Consider the following 15036-nt stretch of genomic DNA (forward strand, 5'->3'; position numbering starts at 1 on the left):
GATTTCGGAGTCGCGACACTAGCTATCCGTCAGACGCCGATTGCGCAAGTCGCGCGCCGGCGGGTCAGCCCGCAGTCCCGCGCCGCAAGGCCGTCACCTCGATCTCGATTTTCATCTCCGGCTCGTTGAGCTGGCACACGACCATGGTCGCCGCCGGCCTTATTGCGCCGAAAACTTTCCCGAGGATCGGAAACACCGTTGGCACGAAGGCGCGGTCGGTCACATAATAATGCGCCCGCACCACGTCGGCGAGGTCGAAGCCGGCTTCGGCCAGCGCGGCGGCGATCGTGGCAAGGCAGTTGCGCGTCTGCGCCTCGATCGTCTCCGGCATCGTCATGGTGGCGTAATCGTAGCCGGTCGTGCCGGACACGAAGCACCAGTCGCCCTGGACGACCGCGCGCGAATAGCCGGCAATTTTCTCGAAGGGGGAACCGGTGGAGATAAGGCGTCTCGTCATATCGTGCCTCCTGCCTTCTTCAGCCGTTCCCCCACCGCCGGGTCGGGCTGCGGCCTGGAAAGGTCGACATGATGTTTCGCATCGCGCGGCGGCAACACGACGCTGTTGAAGGGTTCGGCCACCACGCCGCCGAAACGCGCTTCGTGCACCACGACCCGGCGTTTGCGGATAAGGCAGATCACCAGGATCGCGCGATCGTCGTAGCGAGACGGATCGTCGGCGAAACCCCAGGTCAGGCCGCCGGACAGAGACGCATTGCCGAAGACGAGGCGCCGGCCGGTCCCGTCTTCGGCTGTGGCCAGGCAATCCCGGCAGAAATACCAGGGATAGCGCGCGAAAGCCCGCTGGACCTTTCCGCAACCGGGACAGAAATGATCGTCCATGCTCATCGGGCGCGACCCGGCCGGATATCGGCTCGATCGACACTCACAGATCGTCCGGCACCAAAGCGGCGATCGCGGCCGGCCACTGATCGCGCGCCGGCCAGAAGCGCGGCGTCGGTTCGGCCTGCTGCTGGGCGAAATACAGGGCGCGGTTTTCGACGTCGACGACAACGAACGTGTCCTGGGCACCGCAGGCATGCGGCACGCAGCCGCGCGCCGTCAAAACACCGCCATCGGTGATTTCGGGCTCGCTCGCGGTGCCGAGCCCGGCCGCGACTGAAAACAGCTCGTCCCCGAGCAGCGCCTGCGCCGTCTCGTAGAGCCCGGCATTGCGGAAAAGCTCGATCGGATGGCTGACCGTCGCCGGATCGAAGCTCGACCAGTCGCTGCCCTGCTGCGGCGCGTAGGACAGCACACCCGCCGTCTCGAACCCGCCATCGGGAACCCAGGAGCGGATCGTGGTCTGCTCGCCGGGCCTCAGATAGGGCATGAAATAGATACGCTCGTCCGTCACCGCCGGCGGCGGCGCGCCGCATTCCTCGCCGACGATCTCGGTTTCCAAGGCGCCGGTCTCGGCCTTCCACACCATGATCGTGTAGGGGCCGCAGGCATTGCCGCCATTGCCCGCCGACAGCAACGCGATCTCGACGCCGCGCACGGTGACGACCCGGTCGAAGCCGATAAAATAGTCGCGATGCAGCTCGCGCCCCTCGTAAGCCACCACCCGCTCGTAATCCTGACGGGCGATCGTCAGGTCACCGCCCTGGAAGGAATAGCGCTGGACCTCTTCGTCCTCGGCCCGCGCCGCGCCGGCGGCGAGGAGAGCGACGAGGACGAGAACGGGAATGCGGGACAAAATCGACATGGTCGCTCCGGATCGCTTGGGCCGGAGCGCGGACAAAAGGCGCGGTCGGCCGGTCTGCGATGCAGATTAACGGCAAAACCGCTTGGCGCGAAACCGTCACGGCGGCCCGGCCGGAAATTTTTCCGCGCCTGCCGGGCGCGGCCGGTCAGACCACGATGCGCCCGACGATGCGACGCACGATCGGAGCCACCACCAGCACCGCGGGAAAGGCCAGCGCCCAGGACGGCAGCCAGGCCGAAAGCCAGTAGAAAAGAAACGCAGCGTCGACGCCGCGCGCGATCGCCGTCGACAGGCCCGAGACGATGAATGACATCAGGCCCGACAAAAGCAGACCGAACACGATCGGCTCCAGCCGCCGAGGCACGAAGGGACGCATGAAACCCGCTTCGGCCGCTCAGGCCCAGGGGCGGGCGGTGGCGGCCTTTTCTTCGTAGGCGGCGATCGCCGGCGCCTTTTCCATGGTCAGGCCGATATCGTCGAGCCCGTTGAGCAGGCAATGGCGGCGGAATTCGTCGAGATCGAAGGCGATCACACCGCCGTCCGGGCCGCGGATCTCCTTGGCTTCCAGATCGACGGTGACGGTCGCGTTGGCGCCGCGGCTGGCATCGTCCATCAGCTTGTCGAGCTCTTGCTGGCTGACCTTGATCGGCAAGACGCCGTTCTTGAAGCAGTTATTGTAGAAAATATCGGCAAACGAGGTCGAGATCACGCAGCGAATACCGAAATCCAGCAGCGCCCAGGGCGCATGCTCGCGGCTCGATCCGCAGCCGAAATTGTCTCCCGCCACCAGGATCTGCGCCTTGCGGTAGGCCGGCTTGTTGAGCACGAAATCCGGATTTTCCGACCCGTCCTCGTTGTAGCGCATCTCCGCGAACAGGCCGGTGCCGAGACCGGTGCGCTTGATCGTCTTGAGATAGTCCTTGGGGATGATCATGTCGGTGTCGACATTGACGATCGGCAAGGGGGCTGCGACGCCGGTTAAGGTGGTGAACTTGTCCATTCCGCGGGCCTGTCGGTTGATCGGAAATTCTGTCGGCTCCGCTTTATACGGATCGCGCGCGCAAATCAAAGGGCGACCGGGCGCGACGGCGGGGCCTTGCGGTCCCGCCGCTCCTTGCACGCAGCTAGGCCTGGGTCGTGCGGCGCAGCGCCATGACGCCGGTTTCCGTGCCGGTCAGCCGGCGCGAACGGCCATCCTCGCCGACGATCATGGTGATCCGGCGCCGCTCCGAGGAGAACAGCTCCGACGTCACCACGTCGACCGGCGGGTCGAAGGCGATGGTGGCCCGCCACAGGCCAGGTTTGATGGTCTCCGAAAGTCCGAAGACCCGCCCCTGCGCGGGCTTGCCGTTGAAATGGCCCTCGACCCGGTCGCCGACGGCGAAGGGGGCGCCGGCGGCAGCGCTGGCCGGCGCGGACGCGGTGGCGGCAAGCGTGTTCCAGTCGCGCGCGCCGTTCTGGCGGGCGACGAGCTCGAGCGCCTTGCCGTGCGAGACGGCGATGCCGTCTGCCGCCAGCGCCGCGCGTAACCGCTTGGCATGGGTCTTGTAGTCGGTGGATGGTGTCATCACCGTTCGCTCCTATCGCTTTGCGAGCGGCATTCTGCTCACGGGAGCCCGCATTGCCGTTTCGGCCGCCACATCGACAGGGAAACGATAAGATCGTCGGAAGCTTCACCATGGCTTGCGCCGCGGGCGGCAGGGGCTTCCGGCCCTTGCGAGCCGCTCAGATAGGCATGCGGACCGGCCGCGTCAATATGCAGCATGCCGCGCACCGGAACTGGAGCGCCGGACAGCGACCGGACCGTCAGATCACGTTGAGTTCGCGGAACGGCCGGCCGGCGGCGATGCGTTCGTAGCCGAAGGCGGAACAATCGACCGTGCGGTAGCCACCGTGAACCAGGAATTCCGCCAGCGCCTTGCCGACGGCCGGCGCCTGCTGCAGGCCATGGCCGGAAAAGCCGTTGGCGAACACGAAATTGCCGACCTCGGGATGCGGGCCGATGACGGCGTTCTGGTCGAGCGTGTTGTAGTCGTAGTGCCCGGCCCAGGCGCGCTGCAGCTTGATCGCCTCGAAGGCGGGGATGCGGGTGGCGAGCGCCGGCCAGATCGTCGCCTCGAACAGCGTCCAGTCGGGATCGAAATCGGCCGGATCGGCAGGTCCGTCATTGGCCGCATCCTCGGCGCCGCCGGTGATGAAGACCGAGCCTTCCGGCCGGACATATATACCGCAGGGATCGACGATCAGCGGCATGTCGTCGAAACGTTCGCGCGCCTCGAACACGAACACCGTGCGCTTGCGCGGCTCGACCGGCAGCGCCAGCCCGGCCATGGCCGCCACCGCGCCGGCATTGGGCCCGGCCGCGTTGATCACGGCGCCCGCGCCGATCCGTTCGCCCGTGTCGAGCGTAACGGTTTCGACCCGGTTGCCGGTGCGCTCCAGCCCGGTCGCCGACACGGGCAGAAAATCGACCGCGCGCCCGCGCAATGCCTTGCGAAACAGCATCAAAAGCGCATGCGCGTCGAACCAGCCCTCGCCCGTTTGCCCATAGGCGCCGGCCGCGACACCTTCGGTCGACAGCCAGGCGAAACGCCGCTTCAGGGCAGCCGCGTCCTCGAGCAGGATGTCGCCGCCCTCGGCCCGTTGCACCGCATGGTTGGCGGCAAGGATCGGCCGCCCCGCCTCCGAGGCCAGGATCAGGTAGCCTTTTTCGCGCAGGCCGATATCGGCCTGCGGCCCGAACACGTCCGTCAGCCGGCGGAACAACTCGAGGGTGAAGCGCGACAGGCGGATATTTTCGGGGATCGAGAATTGCTGGCGGATCGAGGCGCAGGACAGGGTGGTCGCGGCGGTGGCGAATTGCGGATCGCGCTCGAGGAGCGCGATCGACCCCGAAAACCCCTCCTCGCGCAGATACCAGGCGATCGAACTGCCGACGATCGCGCCGCCGATGATGACGATGTCGTAGGTCTTCACCCTGTCCTCCCCGGCTTGGACCCGGTGCGCCGCCTGACGGCGCGCCGTCCCGCATCAGACAGATTCCGCGCCCACTTGCAAGCCGGCCGTCGCGGCGGCATGAAGGAGCCATGCACACAGCCACGCCGCCGCCGCTTCGCTCCGTCCTCTATGTTCCCGCCGCCAACGACAAGGCGCTCGCCAAGGTCGCCGGGCTTGCCTGCGACGCGGTGATCGTCGACCTCGAGGACGCCGTCGCGCCGGAGGAAAAGACCGTCGCGCGCGAACGCATGGTGCGGTTTTTCGCCGGCCGCGCGCGCGGCGGTCGGCCGGTCGCGGTGCGGATCAACGCGCTCGCCAGCGAATGGGGCGCCGACGATCTGGAGGCCGCGCGCGCTTGCCGGCCGGATGCGATCCTGTTGCCGAAGGTCGAGACGCCGCGCGACGTGCTGGAGGCCAATGACCGTCTCGACCGGGCCGAGGCCGCGCCCGACCTGGCATTGTGGGCGATGGTGGAAACGCCGCGCGCGATCCTCAATCTCGGCGCCATCGCCGAGCTCGGCCGCGACCGCGGCGCCCGGCTTGCCTGTCTGGTCGCCGGCACCAACGACCTCGTCAAGGAAACCGGCGTCGCCATGACCGCCGACCGGCAATGGCTGCTCGCCTGGCTGCAGCAGATCGTGCTCGCCGCGCGCGCCGGCGGCCTTGTTGCGCTGGACGGGGTCAGCAACGATTTCCGCGATCTCGACGCCCTGGCGCACGAATGCCGTCAGGGCGCGGCGATGGGCTTCGACGGCAAGACGCTGATCCATCCGGCCCAGATCGGGCCGGCCGAGATCGCCTTTTCGCCTTCGGCGCAAGAAATCGCCCAGGCCGAACGGATCGTCGCCGCCTTCGCCGCGCCTGGCAACGAGAACAAGGGCGTGCTGTCGATCGACGGCCGCATGACCGAGCGGCTGCATCTCGACCAGGCCAGACGGCTTCTGGCCAAGGCGGGCCGGCGGACCGGAGAGGAAACCGCATGAAACTCTATCGCTATCTCACCGGGCCGGACGACGCCGCCTTCTGCCACAAGGTGACGGCGGCGCTGAACAAGGGCTGGCGGCTGCACGGCTCGCCCGCTTACGCCTTCGACGCCGCCAGCGGAACGATGCGCTGCGGCCAGGCGGTGGTGAAGGAGGTCGACGGCCTCGACTACGAGCCCGGCATCAAGCTCGGGGAGTATTGAACGGGCGCCCGTGGGCCATGGACCGCGTCACGCCACGCTTTCCTCGATCTTTTCCATGTCCTCGTCGGACAGGCCGAAATGGTGGCCGAGTTCGTGGATCAGCACATGGGTGACTATGTCGCCCAGCGTTTCCTCGTTTTCGGCCCAATAATCGAGAATGGCGCGCCGGTAGAGCGTGATGCGGTTCGGGCCTTCGCCGGTTGCCGGGTTCCAGCGCTCGGCGATGCCGCGGCCCTCGAACAGGCCGAGCAGGTCGAACGGGGTTTCCAGCGACAAATCGTCCATGATCTCCTCGGTCGGAAACTCGGCGATCTGAATGACGATCTCGCCGGTCAGCGCGCGAAAGTCCGCCGGCAGATGCGCATAGGCTTCCAGCGCCAGGATTTCCATCTCGTCCATCGACGGGGAGAGTTGATCGTGCCAGGCGCGGGTCTGGTAGATGCGGGCCATGCTTTTGTCCTTTGGCCGCCATATAGCCTTTTGTTTCCGGCCTTGCGAGGGGCGCCGTGGCGCGGGATCGGCGGAGGCGGGCCCCGATCGGCGGCCCGACGCGGAATAAATTCTTATCGGCCCTGCTTGACTCTTGGGGCAGGCTCTGGAATCCATAAGAACATAACAGGAACAAAATAGTTTTGGAGCGACTGTCATGGCCAAGCCCGCCATGGCGCGGGAGACTGTTGTCGCTTTGCGTCGGCAAATCGCGCGGATCGAGGGCAGCCTGCCCGAAAGGCTGGCGCAAGCCGGCGGCGACGATGGTCTGGTTCTTCGTCACGGCCCCGCCGCCAGACGTGAACCCGGTTTCGGAACCGGTTTTTTGCCGACCGGCGCCGCGAGCTTCGATGCCGCCCTGGGCGCCGGCCTGCCGCCAGCCGCCCTTGTCGAGATCCACGGCCGGCAGACCCGCGATGCCGGCGCGGTGGCGGGGTTTGCCCTGTGTCTTGCCGCGCTGGTGCGCAGGAGCGCACCGGCGCGGCCGGACAATGCTTTGTGCTGGATCGGCACGGCCGAGATTTTTCGCGAGGCCGGGTTTCCCTATGCGCCCGGCCTGAGCCGGTTTTGCGGCCTGCCGGCCGGCGCTCTCTTCCTGTGCGCGCCGAACGAGACCGGGGACGCGCTGTGGATCGCCGAGCAGGCCGCTCGCCAGCGGGCTTTCGCCGCGATCGTGCTGGAACTGCGCGGCAATCCGGCCCGCCTCGATCTGACCGCCACCCGGCGCCTGCACCGCCGGGCCCAGGAGGCTGGGCGGTCGGTTTTCCTGATCCGCGAGGCCGGAACCGCCGAGCCGACGGCCGCCCCGGTCCGGATCGCGGTCTCGCCCGCCCCCGCCGCCCGGCGCTCGACCGTTTCCGGCCCCGTGGCGGCCTCGATCGGCCATCCCGCCTTCGCCGTCACCGTCACCAAAAGCCGCGCCGCCCCGGCCGGGCGGCTCGTTCTGGAGTGGAACCCCGATGCATCCAGCTTCTGCGAAATCCGGCCAGAGGATTCTGGCGCTCTGGTTGCCGCATCTGGCCACCGACCGGATTCTTCGGCAGCGCGAGGGGCGGTCGTGGCGTTGCGGCCCGCCGTCGCGGCGCCCGCCGCTCCTGGTCAGCCGTCGCGAGAACAACGCCCAGCGCATCGCCGCGCTCGACGAGCGCGCTGAGGCGCTTGGCCTGAAACCCGGCCTCGGCATCGCCGACGCGCGCGCCATGCACCCCGATGTCGAGATCGTCGACGCCCAGCCGCAAGCCGACCGCCGCCTGCTGGAAAGCCTTGCCGACTGGTGCGACCGCTACACGCCGCTCGTCGCCCTGGACGGAAGCGACGGGCTGTTTCTCGACATCACCGGCTGTGCCCATCTTTTCGGCAATGAAAAACGCATGCTGGATGACATTCTGTCCCGGCTTTTCCATCAGGGGTTCGACGCCCGCGCCGGGCTCGGCGCCAGCCCCGGCATCGCCTGGGCGGCGGCACGGTTCCTGAGCCCGGCGATCGTCCCGCCGGGTGAGGAGGCCGAAACCCTGGCGCCGCTGCCGCTCGCCGCGCTGCGCATCGCGCCGGCCGTCCGCGCCGGCCTGGAAAGCGTCGGGCTGAAGACGGCGGGCGCGATCATGGCGGCTCCGCGGGCGCCGCTGGCGCGCCGTTTCGGCGCCGCACTGCTGACCCGGCTCGACCAGGCGCTGGACCGGGCCGAGGAAGCGATCACGCCGCGCCTGCCCGTGCCGCCGCTGTCGGTCGAGCGGCATCTGGCCGAACCGGTCGTGCTGGCCGACGATATCGAGCGGCTCGTCGGCTTGCTCGCCGCATCGCTGCGCGCCGAGCTCGAACGGCGCGGGGAGGGCGCGCATGTGCTGCAGCTTGCCCTGTTCCGGGTCGACGGCGCCATGCAGCGTCTCGCCGTCGGCGCCGCGCGGCCGCTGCGCGATCCGGCCCTGATCGAGCGCCTGTTCCGCGAAAGGCTCGCCGCGTTCGAGGACCGGCTCGATGCCGGCTGCGGCTTCGAGCTGGTCCGGCTTTCGGTCTTGAAGGCCGCGCCCTTCGCGCTCGAGCAGACCGACCTTGCCGGCGCGAGCACGGCGGCCGGGGAGGATCTGGCGCTTTTTACCGACCGGGTCCGCGCCCGGCTCGGCGAAACGGCGCTGCTGCGGCCGGTTCTCGTCGAAAGCCACCGTCCCGAACGCGCCGCCGCCTTTGTCGCCGCCGAAATGCCGGAAGGTCGGGACGGCAGGGCGCGGCCCGACAACTCCGTTCCCGATCCGGCCGGGACGGTGGACATGGCGGACCGGCCGATCCGGCTTTTTCGGCATCCCGAGCCGGTCGATGTGGTCGCCGCCGAGGTGCCCGAAGGGCCGCCGCTGCGGTTTCGCTGGCGCCGCGCCGTCCACCGTGTCGCCCGGGCCGAAGGGCCCGAGCGGATCGCCGCCGAATGGTGGCGCGATCCGCAAGATATGCCCACCCGCGACTATTTCCGCGTCGAGGACGATGACGGGCGCCGCTACTGGCTTTTCCGACAGGGTTTTTACGGTGCCGCCGAACCCATGCCGCGCTGGTTCATGCACGGGGTTTTTGCATGAAATCCACCGCCCCGGCCTATGCCGAATTCGCCGTGCAATCGAATTTCTCCTTCCTGCGCGGCGCCTCGAAGCCGGAGGAACTGGTGGTGACGGCGAAGCATCTCGGCCATGACGCCATCGGGCTTGCCGACCGCAACACGGTGGCCGGCGTCGTGCGCGCCTGGAGCCAGTCGAAACATATCAAGCAAACGGCGACGACCGGGCCGGGTAAACTTGCCTACCATCCCGGGTGCCGGCTGGTGTTCGCCGACACGACGCCGGATGTGCTTGCCTATCCGCAGGACCGCCGCGGCTGGGGCCATCTGTGCCGCCTGCTGAGCGAGGCCAATATGCGCGCCGAAAGCGAAAAGGGGGCGCCGCGGATCTATCGCGACGACTTGCTTTGCTGGGGCGAGCGCATCTCGCTCGCCCTGATACCAAGGCTCGCCGGCGGCGAAACGGACGAGCTGGAGCTCCTGCGCTGTCTGCGCGACCGGTTCGGCACCGCCGTCCGGCTCGCCGTCGCGCCGACCTATGGCGGCAATGACCGGTTCCGCATCGAGCAGGCGGCGGCGCTGGCCGCCGCGGCCGGCGTGCCGCTGATGGCGATCAACGACGTGCTGTATCATATCCCCGACCGGCGGCCGCTGCAGGACGTGCTGACGGCGATCCGCCTCAACACGACGGTGGCGGAGGCCGGCTACGCGCTCGCCGCCCATGCCGAGCGTCATCTGAAGCCGGCGGCGGAAATGGCGCGGCTGTTCCGGGGTTTTCCCGAAGCGCTCGCCGAAACCGTCAACTTCGCCGAAGGCCTCGCCTTCTCGCTCGGTGAGCTGAGCCACAACTATCCCGACGAGACCACGACACCCGGCCTCGACCCCCAGGCCGAACTGGAAAGCCTCACCTGGCAGGGCGCGCGCAACCGCTACCCGCAGGGCCTTCCCGACGGGGTGGCGCAAAAAATCCGCCACGAATTGGAGATCGTCGCGCAGAAGGATTATGCGCGCTACTTCCTCACCGTGCGCGACATCGTCGCGCATGCCCGCGCCGAAAAGGGCATTTTGTGCCAGGGGCGGGGTTCGGCGGCCAATTCCGTCATCTGTTTCTGCCTGGGCATCACCGAGGTCGACCCGGTTTTGATGATGGACGGTCTTTTCGAGCGCTTCATCTCCACCGAACGGGACGAACCGCCCGACATCGACGTCGATTTCGAGCATGAGCGGCGTGACGAGGTCATCGCCTATATCTACCGGAAATACAGCCACACCCGCACCGCGCTCGCCGCCTCGGTCGTGACCTATCGCGGCCGTTCGGCGATGCGCGAGGTCGCCAGGGCGATGGGCCTGTCCGACGATGTGCAGTCGGCCCTTTCCGGTTCGATCTGGGGCTGGTCGTCCTCCCGGCTCGGCGCGCGCGAGGCCAGGGCCGGCGGACTGGCGGAAGGCGATCCGACGACGCGCCATGTCATGCAGCGCGCCAATGAGATCATCGGGTTCCCGCGCCACCTCTCCCAGCATGTCGGCGGTTTTGTCATCACCCGCGACCGGCTCGACGAGATCGTGCCGATCGTCAAGACGGCGATGGAGGAGCGCAAGATGGTCGAATGGGACAAGGACGACCTCGACGCCGTCGGGCTGATCAAGGTCGACGTTCTGGCGCTCGGCATGCTGTCGTGCCTGCGCCGCGCCTTCGACCTGCTCGAGGACCATTATCGCGAACGCGACCGGTTCGGCCGCAGGCTGACGCTGGCGACGCTGCCAAAGGAGGATGCGCGCGTCTACGACATGATCTGCCGGGCCGACACGCTCGGCGTTTTCCAGATCGAGAGCCGCGCCCAGATGTCGATGCTGCCGCGGCTCAAGCCGCGCGAGTTCTACGACCTGGTGATCGAGGTGGCGATCGTGCGCCCCGGCCCGATCCAGGGCGACATGGTGCATCCTTATCTGCGCCGCCGCGAGGGCAAGGAGCCGGTCGACTATCCGAGCCCGCAAATGCGCCGCATCCTGAAAAAAACGCTCGGCGTGCCGCTGTTTCAGGAACAGGCGATGAAGATCGCCATCGACGCCGGCGGGTTTTCGCCCAGCGAGGCCGACCGGCTGCGCCGCGCCATGGCGACCTTCCGGCGCAATGGCACCATCCACGATTACAAGGACAGGCTGATTTCGGGCATGGTCAGCCGGGGCTACCGGCAGGATTTTGCCGAACGCTGTTTCAAACAGATCGAGGGGTTCGGCGATTACGGTTTTCCCGAAAGCCACGCCGCCGCCTTCGCGCTGCTGGTCTATGCCTCGTGCTGGTTCAAGACCTTCTACCCGGACGTCTTTTGCGCCGCGATCCTGAATTCGCAGCCGATGGGATTTTACCCCCCGGCCCAGCTCGTGCGCGACGCGCGCGAACACGGCATCGAGATCCGGCCGGTCGACATCAATGCCTCCGACTGGGAGTCGACCCTGGAAAAGGCGCCCTTCGATCCCGCCCTGATCGTCGCCCGGCATACGGAAATGGCCGGCGTCATCAAGAGCCGCCACGCGGTGCGGCTCGGTTTCAGCCGCGTAAAGGGGCTGGCCGAGGCGGCGATGCGGCAACTGGTGGACAAGCGGGGGGCGGGTTACGATTCCCTGCGCGACCTCTGGCTGCGGTCCGGCCTGCCCGCCGGCGTGATCGCCCGGCTGGCCGAGGCCGACGCCTTCGGCTCGCTCGGCCTTACCCGCCGCGATGCGCTGTGGGCGGCCAAGGCGCTCGACGACAAGAGCGCCGCCGAGCGCCTGCCGCTGTTCGACCGGTCCGTGCCGCGACTGCGCGACCGGGAGCCCGACATCGCGCTGCCGCCGATGCCGCCCGGCCAGCATATCGTGCACGACTACCGCACCCTAAGCCTGTCTTTGAAGGGGCACCCGCTCCAGTTCCTGCGCGCGCGCCTTGCGGCCGAGGGCGGCCTGCCCGCCATTCGACTTTCCACCGTGGCGAACGGAGCGCGCGTCAGCGTGGCCGGCCTCGCCTTGGTGCGCCAGCGCCCGGGCAAGGGCAACGTCATCTTCATCACCCTGGAGGACGAAGGCGCGATCGCCAATATCATCGTCTGGCCAAGGGTTTTTGAGCGTTACCGCCCGGTGGTGCTCGGCGCCCGGTTGATGCGGGTGCGCGGACGGCTGCAAGCGGCCTCCGGCGTCATTCACGTGGTCGCGGAAACCCTGGAGGACCTGACACCGTGGCTGGGCGCGCTGATGGCGGACGAGGCGCCCACGACATCGCATGGCAATGGCCCGCGAGCCCTGCCGCTGCCGGACCGCGCCCCTGCCGCCATCCTCAACGACAAGGATCTGGCCGAACGGACCGGCAAGGTGATGCCGAAAGGCCGCAACTTTCATTAAAGCGGTTGCAGGCGAGGTGGAAGCCGGGTCGCCGTTCGCAAACCCGCCAAAACAATGAATTGGAGCCGATCTGCGATTTCGTGAAAGGCCGAACGGCTCTGAAGCCGCACAACCCGCATCGCGACCGCGCCATCGCTATCCAGGCCGGCAGCTCCGGCCGGACCTATTTCCGCCGTGCCGGCGGCCGCGGTCGCGCGCCGTCATCCCCGATCCGGCGCGCCTCCGACGGCAGCATGATCGGAATGCCGTCACGCACCGGATAGGCGAGCTCGGCCGCCTTGGAGACCAGTTCGCACCGCTCCGCGTCGAAGGTCAGCGGCCCCTTCGTCAGGGGGCAGGCCAGAAGCTCGAGAAGCTTGCGGTCGATGGTCGCGGACGATTGTCGCGACCCGATCGGGTTTTCGTCCTCGCCCGCCATCGTCATTGCAGTCCCGTGCCGGCGTCGTCATTGTTGCGGGCCAGAAGCATTTCGGTGATCGCGACCAGCGTCTCCGCCCGTGTCCTCAGGTCGGGGGCTTCAAGAAGCGCCTGTTTCTCGCTCGCCCCGTAAGGCGACATCATCGACAGCGCGTTCACCAGCGTCGCGTTTTCGGCCCGGCTGACGCTGTCCCAGTCCGCCTCGAGCCCGTTGGCGTCGAGATAGGCCTTGAAGGTCTTCAGCAATGCCTTGCGGTCGACCTCCTCGGTTCCCGAGGCCTCGTCGAGATCGCCGCCGAAAGGCGTGATACGGCAACTGCGGAACGCGCCCGAACCGGCGATCTCCTGCAAAACGCGAAAGCGCGCCACGCCCTGCAGCGACACCAGATAACGCCCGTCGCCGGTCTCCGCGAACGAGGTGATCCGCCCGAGACAGCCCACCTGGCACAGTTCGGGCTCGCCATCGGTTCGCAAGGAACCGTCCAGCCGCGGCTGGATCATCCCGATCACGCGGTCCCCGGCCAGCACCGCGTCCACCATTTGCAGATAGCGCGGCTCGAAAATGTTCAGCGGCAACCGCCCGCCGGGCAAAAGCAACGCGGCGGTCAGCGGAAACACCGGCACCGTGGTCGGCAGGTCCTCAAGCTTGAGATAATGCGCGTTTCCCGCCTGCAATCCGTCGCCTCCTGACAGTCTGATGCCACTCAACATAGGGCAAAAAAGACGCGCCGCCATGCCCGGCGCCGGGCAGGACCGGCCCTGGGGTTTGGCGCCGCGCCGGCACGGCGCCCTTTGCCGCGGCGCGGTCAGGAAAACAACAGCGAGGAAAGCTTGCGGCGCGCCGAAAGGGTCGCCTCGTCGGTCGGCCCCCAGGCCTCGAAAAACGTCAGCAATTGCGCGCGCGCGCCATCGTCGCGCCATTCGCGATTGCGGCGCACGATATGAAGCAGACTGTCGGCCGCCGCCTCGCGCGCGCCGGACGCGTTCTGGATCAAGGCGAGGTCGAAGCGGGCGTCGTGATCGTCGGGATCGGCTTCGAGCCGGCGCTGCAGCTCCTGCGGGTCGCCGAGCGCGCTGGTCTCCTCGGCCAGCGACAGGCGCGCGCGCACGCCGGCAATCTCGGCATCGTCGCTGTCGGGCGCAACCTGCTCCAACAGCGCCCGCGCGCCGTCGAGATCGCCGCGATCGAGGCTGAGCCCGGCCAGGCCGGCGATCGCGGTCGGATGTCCGGCCTCCTCAGCCAGCACGGCGCTGTAGATTTGCGCCGCCAGTTCCTGGTCGCCGGCCTCTTTCGCGGCACTGGCCTGCTCCAGCGCCGCCTCCAACGCCGACTGTTTCGGATCGCCGCCCAGGCGCTGGATGAAATCCTGCACCTGGCTCTCGGGCACCGCGCCCATGAAACCGTCGACCGGCTGGCCGTCGCGAAACGCGATCACCGCCGGAATCGACTGCACGCCGAGCTGGCCGGCGATCGCCGGATGCTCGTCAATATTCATCTTGACCAGCTTGACGGCGCCGCCCGCGGCGCGGACCGCCTTTTCCAGGATCGGTGTCAACTGCTTGCACGGGCCGCACCAGGGTGCCCAGAAATCCACCAGCACCGGCTGGTTGCGCGATTCCTGGATGACGTCCTTGGTAAACTCGGCCGTGCTCGTATCGCGGATCAGCTCGCCGGCCGGGCCTGCGCCCGCATTCGGCGCGCCGAACGAGATCTCGGGGGCGTAGTCGCCCTGCGATGCGGCAAACGGGTTGTCCTTCACGCTCATCCTCGTGTCTTTCATTCGCTTCGTTGCCAAATTATGTGGCTATTGGCCGGTCACGTTCAAGATCGCCGGCTGGTGGCCGATCGCGTCGAGAAAGCGCACAAGGTCGTCTTTCGCGATCTGCGTCGTGGCATCATTGGTCAGCGGGTGACAATTGACAAGCTCGTGGCGCATCAGCCCGGCGTCGAGCACCAGCGTGACCTGGTTGTCGACATCGTTGATGAGCCCGAAAACCGTCACCGAGCCGGGTTCCACGCCCAGCAGCCGCATCAGCGCATCGGCGCTGCCGAACGACACCCGGCCGGAGGCGCCGATCAGCCGATGGATCGATTTCAGATCGACCGTCGCCTCCTCCTCGACCGTGACCAGAAAATAGCGGCCTTTCTTGTCCTTGAGAAAAAGATTCTTGGTATGCCCGCCGTCGATCGTGCCGCGCAGCGCCTGCGACTGGGCCACGGTATAAAGCGGCGGATGGTCGATCGTCGTCGCCTCGATGGCGAGTTGCTCGAGAAACGCCAACAAATCGGCACGGGTTTTTGCGGCCATGGTTTCGCTTCGCCTCGGG

Annotated in this window: 17 protein-coding genes; 5 read left to right on the plus strand and 12 right to left on the minus strand. The window is 67.7% G+C overall.

The features are described from left to right. Positions 1–64: 64 nt before the first annotated feature. The 7 genes from C7T96_RS06155 to C7T96_RS06185 form a co-directional block, all read right to left on the minus strand. A complete protein-coding gene (locus tag C7T96_RS06155; RefSeq protein ID WP_106570295.1) occupies positions 65–457 on the minus strand; it encodes a RidA family protein in 393 nt (130 codons plus the stop codon). Continuing rightward, entirely contained in the window at positions 454–846 is a 393-nt protein-coding gene (locus tag C7T96_RS06160) for an ADP-ribosylglycohydrolase (RefSeq protein WP_106570296.1), read from the minus strand. Before C7T96_RS06160 ends, C7T96_RS06155 begins: the two co-directional genes overlap by 4 nt. A 37-nt stretch (positions 847–883) precedes the next feature. After that, on the minus strand, positions 884–1705 hold the full coding sequence (locus C7T96_RS06165; RefSeq protein WP_106570297.1) for a hypothetical protein: 822 nt from the start codon (positions 1703–1705) through the stop codon (positions 884–886). Between the two features lie 145 nt (positions 1706–1850). Next, entirely contained in the window at positions 1851–2081 is a 231-nt protein-coding gene (locus C7T96_RS06170; protein WP_106570298.1) for a DUF2798 domain-containing protein, read from the minus strand. A gap of 18 nt (positions 2082–2099) precedes the next feature. Further along, complete coding sequence (gene leuD, locus C7T96_RS06175) at positions 2100–2705, minus strand: 3-isopropylmalate dehydratase small subunit (RefSeq protein ID WP_106570299.1); 606 nt, start codon at positions 2703–2705, stop codon at positions 2100–2102. Positions 2706–2829: 124 nt separating this feature from the next. After that, positions 2830–3273, minus strand: coding sequence for a glyoxalase superfamily protein (locus C7T96_RS06180; protein ID WP_106570300.1), 444 nt, complete (start codon positions 3271–3273; stop codon positions 2830–2832). A 238-nt stretch (positions 3274–3511) separates the two neighbouring features. After that, positions 3512–4681, minus strand: coding sequence for an FAD-binding oxidoreductase (locus C7T96_RS06185; protein WP_106570301.1), 1170 nt, complete (start codon positions 4679–4681; stop codon positions 3512–3514). A gap of 110 nt (positions 4682–4791) precedes the next feature. Between C7T96_RS06185 and C7T96_RS06190 the strand changes: the two genes are divergently transcribed. Then, positions 4792–5685, plus strand: a complete 894-nt coding sequence (locus C7T96_RS06190; protein ID WP_106570302.1) for a CoA ester lyase — start codon at positions 4792–4794, stop codon at positions 5683–5685. Beyond that, positions 5682–5888, plus strand: a complete 207-nt coding sequence (locus C7T96_RS06195) for a DUF1737 domain-containing protein (RefSeq protein WP_106570303.1) — start codon at positions 5682–5684, stop codon at positions 5886–5888. The genes C7T96_RS06190 and C7T96_RS06195 overlap by 4 nt, the downstream gene beginning before the upstream one ends. Positions 5889–5915: 27 nt before the next feature. On the opposite strand, the gene C7T96_RS06200 is transcribed toward C7T96_RS06195, so the two are convergent. Then, positions 5916–6338, minus strand: coding sequence for a metallopeptidase family protein (locus C7T96_RS06200; RefSeq protein ID WP_106570304.1), 423 nt, complete (start codon positions 6336–6338; stop codon positions 5916–5918). Between the two features lie 196 nt (positions 6339–6534). On the opposite strand from C7T96_RS06200, the gene C7T96_RS24320 reads away from it, so the two are divergent. From C7T96_RS24320 to C7T96_RS06210, 3 genes are read left to right on the plus strand one after another with little or no spacing between them, the layout of a single operon-like run. Then, a complete protein-coding gene (locus tag C7T96_RS24320) occupies positions 6535–7530 on the plus strand; it encodes a hypothetical protein (RefSeq protein WP_245414074.1) in 996 nt (331 codons plus the stop codon). Further along, complete coding sequence (locus tag C7T96_RS06205; protein ID WP_245414091.1) at positions 7472–8941, plus strand: DNA polymerase Y family protein; 1470 nt, start codon at positions 7472–7474, stop codon at positions 8939–8941. The genes C7T96_RS24320 and C7T96_RS06205 overlap by 59 nt, the downstream gene beginning before the upstream one ends. Continuing rightward, positions 8938–12291 carry an error-prone DNA polymerase gene (locus C7T96_RS06210; RefSeq protein ID WP_106570306.1) on the plus strand — a complete coding sequence of 1118 codons (3354 nt, stop codon included), beginning with the start codon at positions 8938–8940 and terminating at the stop codon, positions 12289–12291. Before C7T96_RS06205 ends, C7T96_RS06210 begins: the two co-directional genes overlap by 4 nt. 163 nt (positions 12292–12454) lie before the next feature. Here C7T96_RS06210 and C7T96_RS06215 read toward each other — a convergent pair whose 3' ends face one another. The 4 genes from C7T96_RS06215 to C7T96_RS06230 form a co-directional block, all read right to left on the minus strand. Next, positions 12455–12709 (minus strand): Trm112 family protein, encoded by a 255-nt coding sequence (locus C7T96_RS06215; protein WP_106570307.1) that lies wholly within the window; start codon positions 12707–12709, stop codon positions 12455–12457. A gap of 2 nt (positions 12710–12711) precedes the next feature. Further along, a complete protein-coding gene (locus tag C7T96_RS06220; RefSeq protein WP_106570308.1) occupies positions 12712–13383 on the minus strand; it encodes an LON peptidase substrate-binding domain-containing protein in 672 nt (223 codons plus the stop codon). 131 nt (positions 13384–13514) lie between these two features. Beyond that, a complete protein-coding gene (trxA, locus tag C7T96_RS06225; protein WP_106570309.1) occupies positions 13515–14474 on the minus strand; it encodes a thioredoxin in 960 nt (319 codons plus the stop codon). 39 nt (positions 14475–14513) lie between these two features. Next, a complete protein-coding gene (locus C7T96_RS06230) occupies positions 14514–15017 on the minus strand; it encodes a prolyl-tRNA synthetase associated domain-containing protein (RefSeq protein ID WP_106570310.1) in 504 nt (167 codons plus the stop codon). Positions 15018–15036 lie beyond the last annotated feature (19 nt).

It is taken from the genome of Nitratireductor sp. StC3, from assembly GCF_003015025.1.
Classification (GTDB): Bacteria; Pseudomonadota; Alphaproteobacteria; order Rhizobiales; family Rhizobiaceae; genus Mangrovimarina; species Mangrovimarina alexandrii.